Source organism: Chitinophaga niastensis, assembly GCF_003014755.1.
Lineage (GTDB): Bacteria > Bacteroidota > Bacteroidia > Chitinophagales > Chitinophagaceae > Chitinophaga > Chitinophaga niastensis.
This window is the reverse complement of the sequence record NZ_PYAW01000003.1, coordinates 398,723-419,997: the sequence shown is the minus strand read 5'-3', so window position 1 is coordinate 419,997 and position 21,275 is coordinate 398,723. Positions and strand designations below refer to the sequence as shown.

Here is a 21,275-nt window from a genome sequence, read left to right as displayed (position 1 = left end):
CTTAGTTTATGAAACTAAAAGCCAAGAAAATATTTAAGATAAGTCTGCTGACATACTTTTTAACTATCGGGTACTATTCTTCTTTTGCACAAACAGTGGAAGTGAGTACAAACAGTTACATTATTGCTTTTAATGGGATTTATGCATCTAACTTTATTGAAGTTGCTTCCGTAAACATCGGTGATTTATATCTGCTTAAATCAAATATGCCCTTGAAAATAGATTCCGTTATATGTGCTTTAAGCAAAAAGAAGTACGCATCCAGGTCTGAAATTATTGACACATTCAAACAATCGTTTGGGTTATTTGCCATTGTGCAGGATACGTCAGCAATCCAGGCAGAAAAGGGTAAAATGCCTGATAAGATCATGGATTTGAATTATTATAAAGCAGCGTATCTGTTTTCTTTTAATGATACAGTGAAGAAATATAGCCCGGTACAAGGTTATATTATACAACGATTTACTTTTGGAGAGAAGATCAGTTATTGTATCCTGAATAATAACTGCGGCAAGGATTTTCCTGCTGAGTGCACTGCTGTAATTAAAAAGGTGGAATAAGCATATCAACAACCACACCGAACGAATCCGGCAAATTGACATCAGATTACAATCTGATGTCAATTTGTATTTTTTACCCTCAGCCATAGAACATGGATTTGTCAAATTGCTTGTAACATTTGAAATCCAATGATACTGTAGTAACTTCCCTATGCCAAATCTGAATTAAGATGGAAATAACATCGGTAGTAATGAATAAAACACTTAGCTCTAACGTGTTAGCAGAAATAATGTAGAAAGTCAGGGAAAAATTAGGAACAAGATAATTTTTTATTACTTTTATAATCTTAGTACGACTTACCATTTATTTTATCACTAATCTGTCAATGAACAATGAAAGCTCCTATCCACATTACTGCAGGGCTTTTTGACCCGGTAGTAAATGAAAAACGAAATGAGTGAGACCAATTAAAAGAGAAAAGAATCAACTGTAAGACCACTCAACCAAGATCCAGCGTGTGCTGTGCAATAGCATAAATGACCGCCCCCTGATGAACCCGACTTTATTGTGAACAATGACCCGCACATCACTGGCCAACTAGTTTGTAATCATCCTTAATCAACATTTTGCAATGAAAAAAAACTTTACGCACAATGGCATTGCTATGACCCTGCATGCCTGCCTTTTACCCGTTAATACAGCATAATACCGGATCCACAGACGCCGCATTTAACCACTATCCTGAACATAATAAGCAAAAAAACGAATGAGAGCAATTACTACCTGGCTGCTGATGACAGCCATATCCTTACAATGCTATGCACAGCAAACCCTGCATGGAAAAGTATATGATATCTATACGCAGGTACCCGTGAAGGGCGCGTTTATATCTGCTGACGGCAAAATATTAGCAACAACAGATGTGACAGGTAATTTCAACCTGGACTGTAATAACAGCTATGCCTTTACTGTAATGGCAGCGGGCTATGATCCGCAAACGGTACAAGGTAAAGATGGCAACAAACAACTCATGATAGGCCTTACAGCGGCCAGCTATAACCTGAATGAAATAACGGTAAATGCCGCAACTGCCAAGGGCAACCTGTTGGTGCCTAAATCTGTTGCCATACTTACCCGGCAGGACCTGCAACGTAATGATGGATTGTTCTTTGAAAATACCCTGAACCTGGTGCCGGGCGTAAGAATGGAAAAGAGGACCATGTCAGGCGGACAGCGTATCACCATCCGCGGATATGGCAACGGTACCAATTTTAATGGCACCGGCTATAAAGCTTATCTGAACGGTATTCCGGTTACAGATGCGGAAGGCACTACCATCCTGGATGATATTGATTTTTCTATATTAGGCCGCGTGGAGGTGATCAAAGGACCTGCTTCCAGCTTGTATGGCAGCGGCATTGGAGGTGTACTGAAAATGTATACATTAAAACCGGCTACCCTGGGCACCCGCATTACACAGGAAGCACTGGCAGGCAGCTACGGTTTGTTCCGTACCAATACACGCGTGGAATATGCGGATGATAAATCTTCTGTTATGCTGAACTACGGACATCAGAACTATGATAGCTATCGCATCAACAGCGCCTCTAAAAAAGATTTTGTTTCCTTCATCGGTGATTTTCATCCAAATGATAAACAAACCTTCTCTGTTTATACTGCCTATAACAGTTCTAATGATCAGCTGGCAGGGCAACTGGACAGTATACAGTTTGCACAGAAAAAAGATACAGGTGAAGTGCCTTATCTGAATAATCACGGTTATGTAGCGTTTGAAACCTATCGTGCAGGGCTTTCCCATAACTACGCATTTTCTTCCCATGTGAGCAATCTTACCAGCGCTTACTTCAGCGGATATAAACAATCGCAGGCATTTGCAGTAGGGTTATCCAGCAATATGGTGCAGAATCTTGGTGCACGTACTGCATTGGGATTGAACTTCGCAGGCAACGCCATTACCTGGAATGGTACAATTGGCGCAGAATACCAGAAAACAAATTCTTTTAAAAAGAGTTATGGCCTCGCCAATAATGTACCCGGTGCGCTTGGTGGTGATCTGGAACTGGCTACCATGCAATATAACATCTTCACACAGTGGGAGATAAAACTGCCGCAGGGTTTTACGGTCACGGCAGGTGTAAGCAATAATTATATTGAATATGGCATTACCGACCGTTTAGCCAATTCAGCAAATCCTACTCACAAAGACCAATCAGGACATAAAACATTTACACCCGTAGTTACCCCACAAATTACTGTATTGAAATCGCTGAATGAGGCGGTATCAGTATATGCGGGTGTAAGCAAAGGTTATTCCGCACCTACCTCCGGACAGGTGATTATTCCACAGATCAGCCAGGTTAATAAAGACCTGCAACCTGAAAAATCAATACAGTATGAGGTGGGCGCAAAAGGAAACCTGTTGCAGGAAAGACTGTCTTTTCAGCTGGCTGTATTTGACATGGAGATAAAGGATAAACTCACCTCACAGGCGATAACAGATAATACCGGCACTGTATTGTATACTGTTACCTCCAATGCCGGCGGACAACAAAACCGCGGTGCAGAAGTGGACCTGGCTTATACTATACGGTATGATAAACCAATTGTATTTTCACTGATACGCCCGTTTATCAGTTATACGTATTCCAACTTTACCTATGATCATTTTAAAAGTGATAATAACAATAATCCCAAAACTATTGACTACAGCGGTAACAAAGCTTCCGGCGTAGCACCGCATCTTTTCAACGGTGGAATAGATTTTATTACCAAATGGGGCGTTTACCTGAATACTACTTTGCAGTATGTAGATAAAATGCCTATTACCTACGATAATAATCACTACGCTGATGCCTATACGTTATTGCAGGCCAAATTAGGGTACAAGCATTCCCTGGGAAAACATTTTAATCTGGATGTATTTGCAGGTGGTAATAATATCACTGGCAGCCGGTATTATACGATGGTATTTTTGAATGCTAATTTCAGCGGAGCGACGCCGAATATATATCTTCCCGGCCCTTATAAAGCCACGTGGTACAGCGGATTTAACCTTAGCTATAAATTTTAAATAATGAGATTAAAACATATTATTCATATAGCCATTACTGTTACCATTACTTCCTGCGGAAGATTTGGTAACAGTAATAATAACAAAGAAACAGCCACACGTATTGTTTGTTTATCCAAACAATACAACGAAGTTATTTATGCACTGGGAGCTGAAAAAAACCTGGTAGCAGTAGACCTTTCCAGTACTTATCCGCCAGCGATAAAGTCGCTGCCAACAGTAGGTTATCATCGTGCCCTGAGTACAGAAGGTATTATCGCGCAAAACCCAACGCTGGTGGTGCACGACAATAACATAGGCCCCGAACAGGTAATGCGGCAGCTGCAAAAAATGCAGATACCAATGAAAACCTTCGCCGACAGTGTATACACTATTGAGCAGGACAAAGCCATGATACAGCAGCTGGGTAACTACTTCAAAAAAGTGCCGCAGGCAGATAGTCTTTGTAAAAAGCTGGATCTGGAAATGAACCAGGCACTTACTAACGCGCACCAATATACGGATACACCGAAAGTAGTGATCATTCATTTTGGTCGCGCTATGAATATTTATCTCGCCATCACGCAAAAAAGCACGGCTGCAAAAATGATCGGATGGGCAGGGGGCGTTATTCCTATCGGGGGCGACAAAGGCATGCAGCAGGTGTCTGCAGAACTGATTGCACAATCGGATCCTGATGTGATACTACTCACTGATTTTGGCTATGACCGACTGGGTAGTGTAGAAAAAATAAAAGAACTGCCAGGTGTTGCCGGTACCAAAGCAGCGCGTAACAACCGCATTTACCGGATAGAAGAACATGATATTGTATACCTGGGACCACGTACCGGCGCCAATGTGCTGGCTTTTCAAAAACTGATACATGCAGCTAAATAAACAATACCGGGGAGTATATCCTCTGCTGACAGGATTATTGATCATTACCATGATCCTGTCGGCTTGTTATGGAGCTATAGATATCAGTACAGCAGAGATCTTTCATGCCTTTGGTAAAACTGTTGCCGGCAGCGGTAACCTGACCCTACACGAACGTATTTTTATGGAGATACGTTTGCCCCGTACGCTGTTTTGTTTGCTGGCGGGTGCAGCCCTGGCTGTTGGTGGTGTATTGCTGCAGGCACTTTTCAGGAACCCGATTGTAGAACCGGGATTGATTGGAACTTCCAGCGGTGCTGCTTTTGGTGCCGCGTTATATTTCGTACTTGGGTCAACGTTACATTTTAATACCGGTGAATGGACCTTGCCTATAGCAGCATGTACCGGTGCAATGCTGGCAACTTTCCTGGTACTGGGACTATCAGAAAAAAAGCAGGCGGGTAAAACAGCTATTGTTACACTCTTGCTGATGGGCATCGCCATTAATGCTTTGTTCCTGAGTGGTACCGGTTTCCTCTCTTATATTGCCCGCGATCCGCAGGCGCGCTCTATTACTTTCTGGAATCTTGGTACGCTTTCAGGGGCCAGCTGGCATGCAGTTATCATTACTTCGGTAGTACTGGTGATTTGTTTCTGGCGTGCATTATCCAATGCCAGGCAGTTGAACCTGTTGATATTGGGAGAAGAAGAAGCCTTGCTGGCGGGTGTTTCCGTGCAACGTTTAAAAAGAGAAATATTAATTATCAACGTAGTGATGATTGCGGTAGTAACAGCGTTTACCGGCGTGATCAGCTTTGTGGGACTGGTAGTGCCACATTTCCTGCGTATATGGAGAGGCGCCGACAACCGCTACCTGATTATTGGTAGCGCCCTGGCGGGTGCGGTGTTGCTTAGCCTTGCCGATATCGCAGCAAGATTATTACTACGACCGGCGGAACTCCCCATTGGTATTGTTACTTCAGTGGCAGGGGTACCCGTTTTCATCTTTCTGCTCCGGAAAAAAAATTATTATTTCTGATGATACAGTTATCCAATATTACCTGTAAAGCCGGCAATAAAATTTTATTGCAGAATATCAATGCCCGGTTTGAACCGGGTAAACTCCATTTGGTAATAGGCCCTAACGGCGCAGGAAAATCCACGTTACTGAAAATAGCAGGCGGACAAATATCACCGCATGCAGGCACCGTATTGTACGAAACAAAACGGTTGGAAACGATGAGCTATCAGGCACTGGCACGTGTGCGTGCAGCACTGTCGCAACATATGGAATTATCTTTCCCGCTGAAGGTATGGGAAGTGGTGATGATGGGCAGGTATCCTCATATCCATGGTAATCATGTGAGAAAAGATATCCGTTATTGCCACGAAGCGATGCAGCTTTTTGACCTGGAGGAATTATCGGAGCGTGATTATATGAGCCTCTCCGGTGGTGAAAAGCAAAGGGTACATTTTGCCCGCATTATGGCGCAGATATGGGAACCGGTACCTGGTTCCTGTCGTTATCTGTTGCTGGATGAACCACTTACTTTCCTGGATGTGCATTACCAGTTTCAATTTATGCAGTTGTTAAAAACATTATTGCAACAACAGGACCTTGTGATCATTGGGGTGGTACATGATCTTAACATTGCGGCGAAGTTTGCAGATAATATTTTACTGCTGCATCACGGAAAGCTGGTATGCAGTGGTACCCGGGAAGCCGTACTAACGTCAGCGCATATACGGGAGGTTTACCGGCTGGAGCCGGTGATCTATGAAACATCAGACAGGTATTTTCTTTTTTTCTGATGGCTGTGCTGCACTGCTGCGTGCGTGCTGTAACAGCTGTTAATATTCAACCAAAAATTCTTGTTCCAACTCAAAATTAAATTGTACAATGAAAAAACAATCTGTCAAAAAAACGCTATGGCGTTATGTCTTGCTGGTAGTTCTGTTGTTTGGTGGCGCACCGGCACTGGCACAGCAGCATAACAATGCCCGTCAGGCTAACAAAGAACCGGACTGGATCAAAATGATGGATGATCCGAATGTCAATTTTTTTGTTATCGACAAATCCTTTAATGATTACTGGAAAGGCAAAGAATTACCTGTAGAGGAAGATGAAATACTTGATGTAAAAAACAATTCCGAAAGGAAGCGTGGTTTTCTCGGGTTATTCAAACGAAAAGAGTCTGCTGAAAAGAAGGAAGAAGGCCAGAAATATGCCTTTGAATATAAAAAATACCAGTGGTGGCGGCGGCAGGTACTGCCTTATGTACAATCCGACGGCACTATCCTCAATAAGGATCAGCAAATCCAGATCTGGCAAAAACAAAAGGAGCTGAAAACCAATATCAACGCCAAGGAGGCCAGGGAAAGGAAAGAGAAGGAGAAAGATACCAGCGGCTCCCAGCAGCGCTACTAGCAAACACTCATCATATGAGTAGTATCAGCACAACATTTCCCACATCAACCTGAAATAACTGAAATGCATATACGTAAATATCTATCCCTGATTTTACCTGCATGTTTGCTGCTGTCGTCAACAGCACTTGCACAGAATTATGGTAACTGGCGAAACATAGGTCCTGTGTTGTTTCCCATTAATTCTTCCGGCCAGATCAATGGTATCGGCCGTGTTACACAAATGAAATTCCATTCTTCCAGCGCCAGCACGATCTATGCTACCAGCGTTTGGGGGCTATGGAAAAGCACGGATACCGCCAACACCTGGCAGCTGCAGGGCACCGATGAACTGCCTAAAGCTGCGTGTGCATCCGTTTGTATTGATAATACCAATGATCAGATAATGTACCTGGGCACAGGTGATCCCAACTACTACGGTACTTCCCTGGGCGTTTACAAAACTACTGATGGCGGACAGTCGTGGTTACCGGCCAACAGCAGCATCGGCAGCCGTATGGCTGTAGAGATGCTGATGTCACCCACCGATCACAATGTACTGGTGGCAGCTACCAACGATGGTATCTGGAAAACCACCAATGGCGGTATCTCATGGACGGAGCAACTGGTGGGCGGACAATTTACCGACATGACATTTAAAGCTGTCAGTAATACCGTTACAATATTCGCCGTGACGATGGATGGCAGCTTTTACACTTCTACCAATATGGGAGATACCTGGACAGCTACCACTTTAACACTGCCTGCCAACGGCGCCAAAGGCACCAGGGTAGCAGTGACGCCGGCAGACTCTAACCGGGTGTATGTAACCATGGTGGGCTCCAACAGCGGGTCTGCAGGAGGTGTTGTGTATCAGTCTACCAACGGTGGTACTTCTTTTACCCAGGTAAAAGGTGATGTAGCGCCTAACCTCAACGGCTACTCGGGTACTACTACCGGGCAGGGTAATTATAATTATTCCATGTGCGCCGATCCTACCAATGCCAACACCTTGTACATAGTAGGTCACCTGGTTTGGAAAAGCACCAATGGCGGCAGTACCTGGACACAAATGGAGTCCAGCTGGGCGGTTATGATCCATACTGATATGCATGGCATAAAAGTAGATCCTTATAACACCAGTAAACTATTTGATTACAATGATGGCGGCGTATGGCTCAGCACCGATGGCGGCACCACGTGGACGCCAAAGAGCAATGGTCTTTCCTCCTCAGAAGTATATCACGCTTCCAACAGCCCTATCAGACGGGATATGATCAGCATAGGCACCCAGGATAACGGAGAGCTGTATTACAAATACGGCAGCAATCCCTGGTTTACCAACAGGGGAGGCGACTGGGGCGCACGCTCTGCCTTTGACTACAACACTAATAACCAGGTGTACTATTATAACGGAAAAAGAAGATCGGTAACAGGTAGCGATGCCTCTTACAATTTACCGTTTACCGGCACTAATAATATGCAGCTGGAATTTACGCCACAAAATGCAGCTATTTCTTTTGCTGCAGATACCGGCCTGTGGAGGAGTGCCAACATTACCGCTGCATCACCTTCCTGGACACAACTGGTGAGTACTGCTGAAAAAATCAACGCACTGCATGTAAGCAATGCCAGTGCTAATGTGGTATACTATGTTACTACTAATCAGAAGGTATACCGCAGCCGCAACGCCACCGCAGCCTCGCCGGTTTTTACCAGCATAGCTGCACCGGCAGCTACCAGTGTAGCCGCCAGCGTTACTACCATTTCCAGCGACAGCAACGTGGTGTACCTGGCCTGTGGTAGCAGGATGTACAGGTCGGCCGACCAGGGAAGCACCTACACAGATATCAGTGGCACCCTGCCGCAGGTGAATGTGATCCGTTTGCTGGAAGACCGTTTCTCCACTAATGAATCTGTGTACCTGGCTACCGCTCGCGGTGTTTATTACCGCAATAAAACAATGACGGACTGGTCGCTCTATTCCATAGGACTGCCTACAGTAGCCGATATTACAGATATATTTGCTTACAATAATGGGGTTGCCGATAGCAGTGAATTAAGGGTGAGCTTTTATGGAAGAGGTGTTTTTGGTACAAAGTTAAATAACGCGATCACGCCACTGATTTCTTTTGCCTCCACCACCATAGGTACTACTGCGGCCGGTACCAGCCTGTCGGGATGTAAACCTTATACGGATTATGTTGTTAACATGACGGTAAGTCCTGCGCCTACTGGCAACGCCAATGTACAACTGGTGGTAGGCCCTACTTCATCAGCCATACGTGGTGTGGATTATGATGTTACCACCAACGGCAATTTCACTACAACAAGTGATACACTGATATTTGCTTCGGGGCAAACAGCGCCGCGACCTGTCACCATCAGGGTTTACGGCAGCAAAACAGATCCCATGAGCAAGTTCTCCCTGCTTACTTTTAGTGTGAGCGGCACAACAAATGCTATGGCTAATCCATCTGCACAAACTGCCCGCGTAAATATTACTTATCCGGATGCTTCACCGGTAGGAGATACCGCGCGTGTAAACCTGACTTACGGTAACGGCACAACGGGCGGAAGTGCTTCCAGTCCGTTTAACGGCACACAATCTGATAAAAAAGCGCAGACCATTTACCCTGCAGATGAACTAAGAGCTGCGGGCATACAAAAAGGATATATCTATTCTGTTGCTTATCACGTGATATCGAGAACCGTAACCACTACCAGCACTTTCCAGAATTTTAATGTAGCCATAGCAGCAACACCACAAACAGCTTTCACAAATACACAGTTTGATGCGAGTCCGCTGACAGCCGTGTATGGAGGCAGCATTAGTGTTACTGATACCGGATGGGTACAAATACCATTTTCACAACCTTACTATTGGGATGGGTATTCTAACCTGTTGATACAGTCTTGTTATGATAATCCGGATGGTACCAACCAGGGAGATAACCTTGTAGCATCCATATCGGTAAGTGGTGCTAATCCTACTGCTTTCCAGCGTCAGACCAGTGGTTCTGGCTGTACTTTCAATGCACCCGGATACGGTTCTACCAGACCTAACCTGATCATCAATACCAGGCCGTCTGTTACAGCAGTTGCGAGTGCATTAAATATCAGTACCACACAATACCTCGGACCAAATGCAACTATTTATTTTGCAGATACCAGCGGTAGTATTATCGCTAAAGTGCAAAACCAGAGCAGCTTTGACTATGGTTGTACTACTGTGAAGGTAGACCGTGCAGGCACTACTTCCGCACAGTTCTGGGATAGTACTGCAGCGCATTACCTGGCATCAAAAACAGTGAAGATTACGCCCACTAATAATAATACTTCCGGCAAGGTGAGCGTTACACTGTATTACAGCCAGGCAGAAAAAACAGGATGGGAAACTGCTACCGCACAATCATGGGATAGCATTAAAATGGTGAAAGTGAAGAGCAGCGTGAGCAATGTAACACCAGCTAATCCATACCCTGATGGTGCAGGCACTATTGATACAGGCAGAGATACCAGCAGTAAAAAAGGTGCTACCATCTATTATGTAACAGCTACGTTTAATACAGGTTTGGGTGGCCTGGGAGTAGGTATTCCGGGTACTCCGCCGGTTATTACCGCATGTAACACACCTATTCCACGCACACAACTGAGAGTGTACCAGTTCGATAGCCAGGAAATTGTAGGAGAGAGTGCACCTGTGACCAATGTGATTGATGGTGATATCAATACCTACTGGCATACACAATGGTACAATGCTACTGCGCCAATGCCGCATTATGTAGCTATTTACCTGGGTGGAGGATACGATCTGAGTAAGCTTACCTACGTGCCAAGACAAGCAGGCGTAAATGGCAGAATAAATGCCTACCAGGTGCAGGTTAGTACCGATAGCCTTACCTGGACACAGGTGGCCACCGGCAACTTTGTAAACAGTACGGCTGCACAGGATGTGGTATTTAATCCAACCGTGAAGGCAAAATATGTGAAGCTGATAGCTACCAGTGAAGTAAATGGTAATGCCTGGACCTCCATAGGAGAACTTTCATTTACTGGTTGTCCTGATAATACAATGGCGCCTATGCTTACCAAGATGGCCGCTAATATTAAAGTATATCCAACCATGGTACAGCGGGGTGGAAACATTAATATCAGGGACGGTGCATCGCGTACAATTATCGTGCGGTTGTATGACGTCAAAGGAAGGATGCTGAAGGTAGAACACATCAGTGGAGCCGGCAGCATTAATACCAGCGATTTACCGGCAGGTATTTATATGTATAATATTTTCAACAGTAAAATCAATCCGACTAAACAAGTGACAAGCGGAAAAATTGTTGTAGTGGAATAATACCTGGTGATGATGATCATCAGGTGTTGAACAAAGAAAAGGCTGACTTTTAAGTCGGCCTTTTCTTTTTAGTGCCATTTTTTTTCAACGAATTTCAGTAATTTAATACCCGTATATTTCCTTTAACCCATTTATCATTTTCCCATGGAACAGGATCGCGGGAAAAGCCGGTCTGATCATATTGAAAGTCGTGCTGTAGCCCATAACGTTCATTCTGCAGGTATTGCTTTACCTGCTGTTACTCCTGTTCAGTTGCTAAAAGAAGACCAGTGGTCTGTTCAACAAAATCCGGCGCAGACAATGCCAGCGCAGTTTGTGATGCAGAAAGCAGGTATGCCTCCTTTACTAACAAAGCCTTTCCAATTGCATAAAGATGCGCTGTCGCCTGCCGGTTCTTCGCAGCCAGTGTTTCAATTTGTCTGGAAAAAGAAAGAAGATGGTAACATTGAAGAGTGGGATGAAGTAATTGACGGTTTTAAATGGTTTTATAATACGGAGAACAAGAAATATTTTTTTACACTTGAAAATCCTAAAGATAAATCAGCGGGTATACAAGCGTTACAAAACCAGGAAAAGAGCGATACGATATGGGATAGGAATGCTCATGTCAGTCTTCCGAAGGAAATAAATAAAGATTTTGAAGAAGAAGAGGAATATAAAGTGGAAGATGAAGAAAACGAAAAAGAAGAAAACGGAAAAGAAGAGGAGGAGAAAAAAGAGGAAAAAGAAATTAAAAAGCCAGAACCTCCTGCTATAGAGCCCGAAAGAAGTGAAATTACAGACCCGCTTATTCTGGCTTGTATAAAATCTTTTAATACCGACGAAAAACAAAATGGGCTCAGTATTCAGGTGGTCAGGAGTCTTTCAACAGGGGCAGCACCTGATAGTGGTATCATGAAAGAGTTTTCGGTGAAAATTTCCAAAAGGATGCGTGACTATCTGAAAAACTGGAAATGGTTTGAGGATGATAAATTCGGAGTAAAAGAAAGTTATGTAACAATTTCAGGTGGCAGATATTATGCAGTTAACGTAAACGAGGAAGAGATACGTACAGCATATAACAGAAGCATCTGGAATAACTTAAATGATTCTTTGGAGGATGAGGAAGGATATGAAAAAGGGTTTAGTTCTGATGAAAAATATCGGATAGGGTTACAAAAAGCAGTAATAGGTGTGGATGGATTTATACTGCATTTTACTAATCGTGTCAAGGAGGAAGATATACTTAGTATGCGGGATGGTTGCAGGATACTGATTCAAACAATAAAAAATATTCAGCCTGCAGCATGGAGTAAGATACTCATAGAGAATCTTGAACCGTATTTTAAGCAAACGTTACATACCCTTGTCAGCGCTACCGGGGCGAAGGCCAATACATCAATGATTAATTCTATTGCGAAAGAAAATGCAAAATCAGTAAAGGCAGAGAGAATTGAAGCATTTGCAACAGCAGTTGTAGTACGATGGCATGCGGCATTAAATAACATGATTCATATTGTTTTTGACAGAGCTCAGTTAAATGATGTTTTTGGAAAAACCAAGGATAATGCAAAAGCTACTCCCGAGGCTTTTTGGAGTAATAACAGGGAAAGTCTTGAAGTAGGACAAAGAATAACCATTAACCTGGATGCCGGAACTGCGAGAGAAGCCATCGTTACTTTAGCACATGAATTAGGTCATGCTATTGGATTTAATCCTGGTGAAGTTGACCCACATGGACATTTTACGGATATTACCAGGTATATTGAACAAGAGCATGGTGACGTCCCGAAACTTTTGTTAGATGCTTACTTTTTTGAAACAATTATAGATAAAATACTTAGCTGATTTCCGACAACCGGTAATTAGCATAGCCACTTTTTTCAGTGAATATGACCGGATTTCAGTACATTAATGCCTGCATAACTTCCTATAACCTTTTCATTACTTTCCTATGGAACAACGTCGCGAGAAAGCCCGGTCTAATCATCTTCAAAATCGTTCTGTAGCTAATAATACTCATTCTGCAGGTATTGCTTTACCAGCAGTTGTTGCTTTCCGGAAATCCGGTAATGAGCTGCCGCTGGATAAAGGCTACCTGCCTGCTATGGACCATTCCAAACAGGTGTTGCAACCCAAATGGGATCCCAGCAGGGAAAGGGGAGCTGCTTTTGAATGGGATACATTGATGGATGGTGTAAGATGGTATGCAGACGAAGCCGGGAATATGTGGTATAAAGTAATAGCACCCGGAAGGCAGGATTATCGTGAAGGAGAAGGGGATCATAAAAAATGGGTAGAGTGGCACCTGGCCAGGCGTTCCACTCATCCGGAGGAGTACCCCGTTCCGGCAGGTTTTCTGGGTGCGCTAAATCCCAAAGCCGATTTGAGTGGCTGGAATGCCGGCAAGGAAAGCCTGATCAATGCACATCATAAATTTCCTAAAAGCGCGCTGGCCTGGTTATATGAACATATGAGCGAGGCAGATCAGCTCCTGTTAAAACAGCGCCTGAGTTTACCGAGATCTGCTGGTCCGGCTGCATTGGCCAGACTAACATCCAATCTTATTTCAGCAGATTACCAGAAAAGAAAGGTAAGTTCAGATGCCCGGTTAGATGATCCACACAATAATAGGGAACAAAGTAGTCCGGGAGAAGAGTTTCTTGACCTGGTACATACTATTGCTGATGATGGGGCTGTAACGCCCCGTAGTGCGAAAATGCAAAGCCTGGCGCAGGAGGTGGTAAAACCTATTTACATTCATCTCAAACTGCAGGTATTGGCACTGAAAATAAATGAAGATGACTTTGTTATGACCCACGGTGAAGCAGTAGAAGTGATAGATAAACTGAGAAGTGCAGAAGAATTACACTACGCTATAGAGCCGGATCCCAGCAAACCATCTCATAGTACCGGTGATGTATGGGATCCTTCTGGAGGATTTCATAAGATACCGGTGGCACCGGTACATATAGGAGTGGCGCCGCATGCGCTGGCAGGCAATTACGAGGCCGCAAAAAGGGAGGAGCAGGAACAACAGCGCTTGCATGCACAAGCTGAACGCGAAGCTGCACAAGAGCAGGAAAGAGCGCCACATACCGGAGCTTCCGCTTTCATGGGGCATTCTGAAAGACTAGGAAAGGCTACTATGGGTGCAAGGGCACAACCCAGAGAGGGATCATATGGCTGGGCAGTGTCGCATGGAAGAGAAGAATACCAGAGAAATCTTATTGCTGCCTGTTATATTACCATAGTAGATAAGGAAGAATTTACGCCTGCGTTGATTGAAAAAATAATGAAGGCAGCCACGCTCCTGAAAAATGACTACGAAAAAATGCGGGAAGCGCAGTTTTTAGCCTGGCAGGCAGGCGTAAGAGATGCACATTTGGTAGGTAAAGCGGCATATGATAACAAGGTGGATGAGCTGGCCCAGGCAGTTATTAAAGAAGGGTAGTTTGTTAAGCCCGGGATGAATATCAGCTATAAGGACTGCTTTTTCTTTCTCTCTAATGGAGGGCAAATGATTATTTACCGTCTTTTAAGTGACCGTACTGTAGGATTTCTACTGTAAGAAATTGTAATGTAAATGCCGTGTGCCTACAACTGTATACTTAAGAGATTGATTTTACTTTTTTTCATGCTGGCATCGGTGGGAGCAGTGTGTGCACAAAGCTCCGGGACGATAACCGGAAGAGCAGTGAACAAATTTACACAGGAACCTTTACCATTTGCCACTGTTTACTGGAAAGCCGCTGGCTTTGGCAGCATGACCGATAGTGCCGGCACATTCAGACTGAAGAAAAGTTTCAGGACTGCCGACACGCTCGTTATCCGTTATGTAGGATACACAGTGAAATATATTCCCATACAAGCAACTGATAATGGAACCCCGCTGTTTGTTCAGCTGGAAGTCACCATGAATCAGGGAGTGGAGGTAAAAGGAAAACTCGACAGAGGATTGGTATGGTGGCGGCACATTGTTGCACATAAACCGGCTAACGCGCCAGGGCATTATGATACCTACCATTCGGAATTATACAATAAACTGGAAATAGACCTGGCCAACTTCAACAAGCGGCGATGGGAACGCTCAAAAACCCTCCACCCGTTTGCTTTTGTAATACAGCAGATTGACAGCACCTCCGAACAAACGCCTTTTTTGCCGGTATTTCTCAGCGAATCTATATCTGATTATTATGTATCCGGCGCACCACCTAAAGTGCGGGAAGAGATCAAAGCGCTACGTTGCAGCGGTATCAAAAATGAATCCGTGATGGAATACATGGGCGGTATCAACCAAAAGGTGAATACCTACGACAACTACATGTACATCTTTGGAAAAGAGTTTGTGAGCCCTGTCAGCAACGTAGGCGATAAATATTATAATTATAAAGGCCTTGATACCGTTATGCTTGGCGGTCAGCAATATTACCACCTTGCTTTTACACCAAAGCGGGAAGGTGAAAACCTCTTTTCAGGCGACTGCTGGATACACCCTGCTACCTGGGCTTTGCAGAAGATCAGCCTTTCTGTGTCAGGAGTAGTGAACATCAATTTTGTAAAAAGACTGGACATCATCCAGGAATTTTCCTTGCTCAACGAAAAGGAATGGGTGGTAACCAAAGATAAATTTATTGCGGAGCTGGCCCCGTTAGGGAAAGAAAAAACAACCTTTATCGGGAGGAAAACAACACTATATCAGCATGTGGAGGTAAACCAACCTTATATCACCCAAAAACTGAATACCAACAAAAAAAAGGAAGAAGTGGTGATTCCCGATAGTGCCCTCACTACCGCTAATGATTTCCTGGCACAACATCGCCCGGAAGCACTCACCACCAATGAACTGCACGCTATCACGTTAGTGGATACACTAAAATCAATGCCGGCATTCCGGCAACTCAGTAATACCGTTACTTTTTTAGTAGATGGTCATATTAAACTGGGCAAAGTAGAAATAGGCCCCTGGTATAAATGGATCAGCCGTAACCCGCTGGAAGGAATGCGTTTCCGCTTTGATCTCGGTACTACAGCAGCATTTAGCCGGAACCTGCGATTGTACGGATATCTTGCCTATGGTACAAAAGATGAATCATTGAAAGGAAAGATGGCAGTGGCATACGAGCTGCCGGGAAATAAAGGATGGAGTATGTTGTCTTCTTATAAAGATGACCTGGATAATCTGCAGCGTGGATTTAACGGAGAAGAGGTTTCACTCGATAATATCTTTGGCCAGGCAGTACGTCGTCATGGTATCCCGCAGAAATTCATCCGTGAAAGCGAATTTAAACTGGCGTTAACTAAAAAGTTTCCGCAATGTTTTTCTATGCAGGGAGCTGTTTCCCGCAGTATATTTACCACCTTTGCACCGTTGCCATCGCATAAACTGTTCCTGCGTCCGGGAGATGATAACAGCAATGTGGTGAACACGGAATTTCAGCTGAAACTGCGCTATGCACCGGGAGAAAGAGAGATCCGTACTTTCCGCAAAACACGCCGGCTGCGCAGCAACCTGCCGGTAACAGAACTCACCTATGCACTTGCACCTTCCGGCATACTTGATAGCAAATACAATTATCAGAAGATAAGCGTTAGCGTTAGTCAGCAATTCCGTATTCCACGTTGGGGACAAGTGAACTATATGGTATATGCAGGAAAGATCTTTGCAGAAAAAGTACCGTTTATGTTGCTGCAGATACATCCGGGCAACGAAACTTATTACTACAATAAAGAGGCTTTCAGCCTGATGAACAAGTACGAATTTTTCAGTGACCGGTATGCAGGTATTAATATCGAACATAACTTCGGTAGTAAGCTGCTGAATGTTTTACCTTTTATGCGCAGAACAGGTTTAAGACAGTTCTGGAATGCGAAGACGGTAGCAGGCGATCTGTCGTATGCCAACAAGGCCTTTAACCACATGGAGTTTGGTGGGTATGGCATGCGGTCGTTGAAAGGAAATGTATATACTGAAGTAGGTACAGGTGTAGATAATATTTTTAAATTTTTCCGGGTAGATGCAGTATGGCGGTTTTATCCGCAAAGCGGATCTGCCTCCCATTCAGGTAACTTCGGTTTGTTTGGCAGCTTCCGGCTGCAATTCTAAATAAATGTTAGCACCATCACACAACAGGTATTTCGTATATTCTCCGGGTTTAGGTGCTTTTTTAAAACTTCGCTGCATTACCGTTGCAGACGTTGTATTATAATATAATTCCTGTCAAGGAATACGTGTATGCATCATTTATTTTCAATCTAAAATCGTAAATTAGCATAAGCAAGTAAAACCGGATAACCTTATAAAATTATATAGCCCATATCATCTCTTTAAATCTATGCCGATAATAATTTTATTGCATTAAAATGAATCATAGAAGTGGCCTCATTTTTCCGTAATATCCTATTCCGTTTGTAATAGCGCCCTGTTAAGCATCCTATGAATGAAGTACTATATTACTTTTCATGATTCACCGCTACTTTATTATTGTATAGCCACCCAATAGCTGTCGTTATAGACAACAATATATCAGTATACCTTATTGGCCTGTTAAATTCGATATAATGGACATTACTAAAATACAAACTGCCTTTTTTCCTTCAAGGGAAATTACAGACCCCGATTTTTTTGTAGGCAGACATGATGAAATTAAAGATTCAATGGTTGCATTAAGTGAAGAAGGTTCTTTTATTGCCATTCATGGATTGCGTGGTGTTGGTAAAACCTCCATTGCCAAACAAATTAAACTCATCGCAGAAGGAAATACTTATTTGTCGAGGATACTGAACCTGGAGAAATATATCCCCCGCAAAGGTTTTAATTATCTCACCATCACCACCACCTGCGATCTGTTTACCAGGAGCACTTATGATATTGTGAAGCGTATTGTATTTGGTGATAACGAAAGTGCCGGATTACTGGCCTTTACATCTACCGGGGACAGAAGGATAGAAAGTATTAAAGAATCATTTAAGACAGAAGGCTCCGTTGGATTATTTGGTTTAAAAGTAGATGCCGGCAGTGGAGATGAGATTACCTACAAAACAATATTGACGGATGATTTAATTCAGCAGTTTAAACAAATTTTGGGTGCAGTACAAAAAGATAATCAATCTAAATCCGGCATCCTGATCATTATTGATGAATTTGATGTGTTAAAAGATAAAAAAGGATTTGCTTCTATTGTTAAATCCTGTTCCAATAACCATGTCAAATTCGCTATCTCCGGTATTGCCGGAAACATCACGGAAATAATTGAGGACCATACTTCCATAGGCAGGCAACTGCACAATATTCATGTAAACCTGATGCCGGAAGATGAGCTATACGGTATTATCAGCAGGGCAGAACATCATATTGCCAACAAAATATATTTTGCGGAAGATGCTAAGTATGAGATGGTGAAATCAGCAGAAGGGTTTCCTTATTTTGTACATCTTTTAGGGAAGCAGGCACTTTTAGATGCTTTTGAAACGGGAAAAATGATCATCTCCCAAAAAGATATTATGCATATTGAACAATCCATTTCAAAAGGAAGATTACGGACCATATATGAAGAGATATATCATTCGGCCGTTAAAGAGTCTCCGCAAAGAGAGTTGTTGCTGAAGTTATTTGCAGAAGAAAAGGAAGATGTGATTTTTTCCGAACCCGTATATGCCAGTGCGAAGGATTTTGGCGTGAAAAACCCGTCGCAGTTGATGAAAGAACTGATCACGCCCCAGGGGCAGACCTTAAATGTATTAACAAAGATCAGGGAGAAATATTTCAGATTTACAGACCCGGTATTTAAAGTATATGCAAAACTAAGGACCTGGAAATTTGAAAACAGGTGAAGCGGAAAGCATTTTTAAATAAAATTTCAGGAATGATTAAATTGCCGTCTATCAAAATCGTATGTGATATTGAAGGGGGCCAACTTTTATATAGGAAAAGAAACATTGATGCGGATCGCAACGGGAGATGAAAGTGCATTTCGTGATCTTTTTCACAGTACACTTCCGTGGCTAACTCCGTTCATCAGGCGGATCGTTAAAACAGAAGAGGCTACCAAGGAGGTGGTACAGGAAACATTCATTCGTATCTGGGTGAGCCGTGATAAGTTACCTGCCCTGCATGAGCCACGGGCGTGGATTACAAAGGTGGCCTCCAATGAGTGTTTTACGTACTTTCATAAAATAGCTTCGCAACAAAAAATCATCGCCATCCTGGAAGGTACTAACAGCGTGACAGACAACGTAGCAGAAGACAACCTGGAGATGCTGGAAACCCTGCAACTGGTGCGTAAAGCAGTTGCCGATCTGCCTCCCCGGCGCAGAAAAATTTACCAGATGAGCCGTGAAGAAGGACTGAAAACCCATGAAATAGCCGACCGGCTTAACTGTTCACATAGTTACGTTAAAAATACCCTCACCACAGCGCTCAGCTATATTCGCCAATCTCTTATGGCAGCGGGTAAAATAATTCCGCTATTAATTTTTCTGATCCTAAATCGTTTAAAATAAATGAGTTAGGAAATAACTCCAAAGTTTTTTTCAAAAAAGACGTACACCGATGAGTACCAAATGTTCTTTTTGCATTCTTTATCAGTAACACTGTAATTGCAGCCATGTTTTGCTGCGGTATAAGGGTAGAGTGGATAGCAGGATATCGTGTCACCCATTAATTGTTTACCACACGTTTTGAAAGTTTTTATGGAACCAAGAATTGCATATTTATTACAAAGATGCAAGGATGACATGTTATCTGAAGAAGAGCGACAGGAGCTTGCATCCTTTTTTATTGATGAAAAGAACCGGGAACTGTTTGTTGCGGTTGCCGGTGGCTTAATGCAGGAAGAAGCTGAAACAGGAGAAACGGAACATGGTAACTGGGAACCTGTGCTGACAGCCATTTTGAGCGCCGATAAGGGAATCGGGCAAACATCCGGTCATCTGAAAGTATCCCATCAGAGATGGTGGTATTATGCAGCGGCCGTTGTATTTATAATCGGGCTTTCGGGTACTTTATATTGGCAACAGGGTGTACATAAAAGCAGTGGGCCGGTGAAACTGGCTACTACGGCCGATATGGCGCCTGGAGGCAACAAAGCCATACTGAAATTGGCCAATGGCAGCAGCGTGGTATTGAATGATACCCAAAATGGTATCATCGGGCAGCAGGGAGGAGTGAGGGTGATAAAAATGAATAGTGGCTTACTCGCGTATCAGCCGGAGCAGGTAACTGCAACAGCTACCACTGTTATACAGTACAATACCCTTACAACACCGCGCGGCGGGCAGTTCAGGGTAATACTACCGGATGGGTCGCAGGTATGGCTGAATGCCGCCAGTGCCTTAAAATATCCAACGGCGTTTGCTAAAGGCGGGCGCACGGTTGAATTAACTGGGGAGGGTTATTTTGAAATCGCTGATAAAGCAGATCAGCCGTTTCGTGTAAAAGTAAAGGGTCTGGATGTACTGGTGCTGGGTACGCATTTTAACATCAATGCTTATGATGATGAACCTGCGTATACCACTACCTTACTGGAAGGTAAAGTAAAAGTAAGCGGAGATCACTTCTCCGGCATATTGCAGCCCCGTGAACAACTGCAGCTTAAAAGTAACAACGACTGGCGCATTATTAAAGGCGTGGATGCTGATATGACAGTGGCGTGGAAAAACGGGCTCTTCTCTTTTAACAGGGCAGATATTAAAACTGTGATGAGGCAACTGGCGCGATGGTATGATGTAGAAGTGGTGTACGATACCAAAACAACACAACAGGCATTTGTAGGAGAGATACCACGCAACGTAAGCCTGTCAAAGGCCCTGGATATCCTCCGCCTGAGTGATATACACTTTGTTGCAGAAGGAAAAACAATAAAAATTATTGATTAGCCATCAGGCGTTTTTTAATAACAACCAAAATATTATCAATCAAAAACCAACCAACCAATCAATCAACCAAACATGAAAAAAAATACTTCCTGAAACAAAAAAACAGAAGTGTTGCAAGCACTTCTGTTGTAATCCGGGTTTACCGAGAACTATCCGACTAAAGACAGCTTAATCAATTCACCCAAACATCACAAATATATGCAATTAACTGAT

13 protein-coding genes are annotated in these 21,275 nt (G+C 43.4%); all 13 read left to right on the top strand.

Features of this window, described 5'->3' with window-relative positions:
• Nucleotides 1–8: 8 nt before the first annotated feature.
• The 13 genes from CLV51_RS16365 (at nucleotide 9) to CLV51_RS16300 (ending at nucleotide 21,062) form a co-directional block, all read left to right on the top strand.
• Nucleotides 9–560, top strand: a complete 552-nt coding sequence (locus CLV51_RS16365) for a hypothetical protein (RefSeq protein ID WP_106529132.1) — start codon at nucleotides 9–11, stop codon at nucleotides 558–560.
• 707 nt (nucleotides 561–1,267) lie between these two features.
• Nucleotides 1,268–3,592 (top strand): TonB-dependent receptor, encoded by a 2,325-nt coding sequence (locus CLV51_RS16355; protein ID WP_106529130.1) that lies wholly within the window; start codon nucleotides 1,268–1,270, stop codon nucleotides 3,590–3,592.
• Between the two features lie 3 nt (nucleotides 3,593–3,595).
• Nucleotides 3,596–4,468, top strand: coding sequence for a heme/hemin ABC transporter substrate-binding protein (locus CLV51_RS16350; protein WP_106529129.1), 873 nt, complete (start codon nucleotides 3,596–3,598; stop codon nucleotides 4,466–4,468).
• Nucleotides 4,455–5,486, top strand: a complete 1,032-nt coding sequence (locus tag CLV51_RS16345) for a FecCD family ABC transporter permease (RefSeq protein WP_106529128.1) — start codon at nucleotides 4,455–4,457, stop codon at nucleotides 5,484–5,486. Before CLV51_RS16350 ends, CLV51_RS16345 begins: the two co-directional genes overlap by 14 nt.
• Nucleotides 5,486–6,259 (top strand): heme ABC transporter ATP-binding protein, encoded by a 774-nt coding sequence (locus CLV51_RS16340; protein WP_106529127.1) that lies wholly within the window; start codon nucleotides 5,486–5,488, stop codon nucleotides 6,257–6,259. Before CLV51_RS16345 ends, CLV51_RS16340 begins: the two co-directional genes overlap by 1 nt.
• A gap of 88 nt (nucleotides 6,260–6,347) precedes the next feature.
• Nucleotides 6,348–6,875, top strand: a complete 528-nt coding sequence (locus CLV51_RS16335; RefSeq protein ID WP_106529126.1) for a hypothetical protein — start codon at nucleotides 6,348–6,350, stop codon at nucleotides 6,873–6,875.
• A 63-nt stretch (nucleotides 6,876–6,938) separates the two neighbouring features.
• Nucleotides 6,939–11,207, top strand: a complete 4,269-nt coding sequence (locus tag CLV51_RS16330; protein WP_106529125.1) for a discoidin domain-containing protein — start codon at nucleotides 6,939–6,941, stop codon at nucleotides 11,205–11,207.
• Nucleotides 11,208–11,351: 144 nt separating this feature from the next.
• On the top strand, nucleotides 11,352–13,034 hold the full coding sequence (locus tag CLV51_RS29165) for a hypothetical protein (protein WP_158267042.1): 1,683 nt from the start codon (nucleotides 11,352–11,354) through the stop codon (nucleotides 13,032–13,034).
• A 106-nt stretch (nucleotides 13,035–13,140) separates the two neighbouring features.
• Complete coding sequence (locus tag CLV51_RS16320; protein ID WP_106529123.1) at nucleotides 13,141–14,640, top strand: hypothetical protein; 1,500 nt, start codon at nucleotides 13,141–13,143, stop codon at nucleotides 14,638–14,640.
• A 183-nt stretch (nucleotides 14,641–14,823) separates the two neighbouring features.
• Entirely contained in the window at nucleotides 14,824–17,292 is a 2,469-nt protein-coding gene (locus CLV51_RS16315) for a DUF5686 and carboxypeptidase-like regulatory domain-containing protein (RefSeq protein WP_158267041.1), read from the top strand.
• A gap of 455 nt (nucleotides 17,293–17,747) precedes the next feature.
• On the top strand, nucleotides 17,748–19,019 hold the full coding sequence (locus CLV51_RS16310; RefSeq protein ID WP_106529121.1) for an ATP-binding protein: 1,272 nt from the start codon (nucleotides 17,748–17,750) through the stop codon (nucleotides 19,017–19,019).
• Between the two features lie 108 nt (nucleotides 19,020–19,127).
• Nucleotides 19,128–19,688 carry an RNA polymerase sigma factor gene (locus CLV51_RS16305; protein ID WP_146151299.1) on the top strand — a complete coding sequence of 187 codons (561 nt, stop codon included), beginning with the start codon at nucleotides 19,128–19,130 and terminating at the stop codon, nucleotides 19,686–19,688.
• Nucleotides 19,689–19,877: 189 nt separating this feature from the next.
• Nucleotides 19,878–21,062: a FecR family protein gene (locus CLV51_RS16300; protein ID WP_106529119.1), complete on the top strand. Its 1,185-nt coding sequence runs from the start codon at nucleotides 19,878–19,880 to the stop codon at nucleotides 21,060–21,062.
• The last annotated feature ends 213 nt before the right edge of the window (nucleotides 21,063–21,275 follow it).

What these genes read in the sequence shown, in the direction of transcription:
- CLV51_RS16300 (WP_106529119.1), top strand. Translation starts at nt 19,878, where the DNA reads ATGGAACCAAGAATTGCATATTTATTACAAAGATGCAAGGATGACATG.
- CLV51_RS16310 (WP_106529121.1), top strand. Translation starts at nt 17,748, where the DNA reads ATGGACATTACTAAAATACAAACTGCCTTTTTTCCTTCAAGGGAAATT.
- CLV51_RS16365 (WP_106529132.1), top strand. Translation starts at nt 9, where the DNA reads ATGAAACTAAAAGCCAAGAAAATATTTAAGATAAGTCTGCTGACATAC.
- CLV51_RS16345 (WP_106529128.1), top strand. Translation starts at nt 4,455, where the DNA reads ATGCAGCTAAATAAACAATACCGGGGAGTATATCCTCTGCTGACAGGA.
- CLV51_RS16335 (WP_106529126.1), top strand. Translation starts at nt 6,348, where the DNA reads ATGAAAAAACAATCTGTCAAAAAAACGCTATGGCGTTATGTCTTGCTG.
- CLV51_RS16330 (WP_106529125.1), top strand. Translation starts at nt 6,939, where the DNA reads ATGCATATACGTAAATATCTATCCCTGATTTTACCTGCATGTTTGCTG.
- CLV51_RS16350 (WP_106529129.1), top strand. Translation starts at nt 3,596, where the DNA reads ATGAGATTAAAACATATTATTCATATAGCCATTACTGTTACCATTACT.
- CLV51_RS16305 (WP_146151299.1), top strand. Translation starts at nt 19,128, where the DNA reads ATGCGGATCGCAACGGGAGATGAAAGTGCATTTCGTGATCTTTTTCAC.
- CLV51_RS29165 (WP_158267042.1), top strand. Translation starts at nt 11,352, where the DNA reads ATGGAACAGGATCGCGGGAAAAGCCGGTCTGATCATATTGAAAGTCGT.
- CLV51_RS16320 (WP_106529123.1), top strand. Translation starts at nt 13,141, where the DNA reads ATGGAACAACGTCGCGAGAAAGCCCGGTCTAATCATCTTCAAAATCGT.
- CLV51_RS16340 (WP_106529127.1), top strand. Translation starts at nt 5,486, where the DNA reads ATGATACAGTTATCCAATATTACCTGTAAAGCCGGCAATAAAATTTTA.
- CLV51_RS16355 (WP_106529130.1), top strand. Translation starts at nt 1,268, where the DNA reads ATGAGAGCAATTACTACCTGGCTGCTGATGACAGCCATATCCTTACAA.
- CLV51_RS16315 (WP_158267041.1), top strand. Translation starts at nt 14,824, where the DNA reads ATGCTGGCATCGGTGGGAGCAGTGTGTGCACAAAGCTCCGGGACGATA.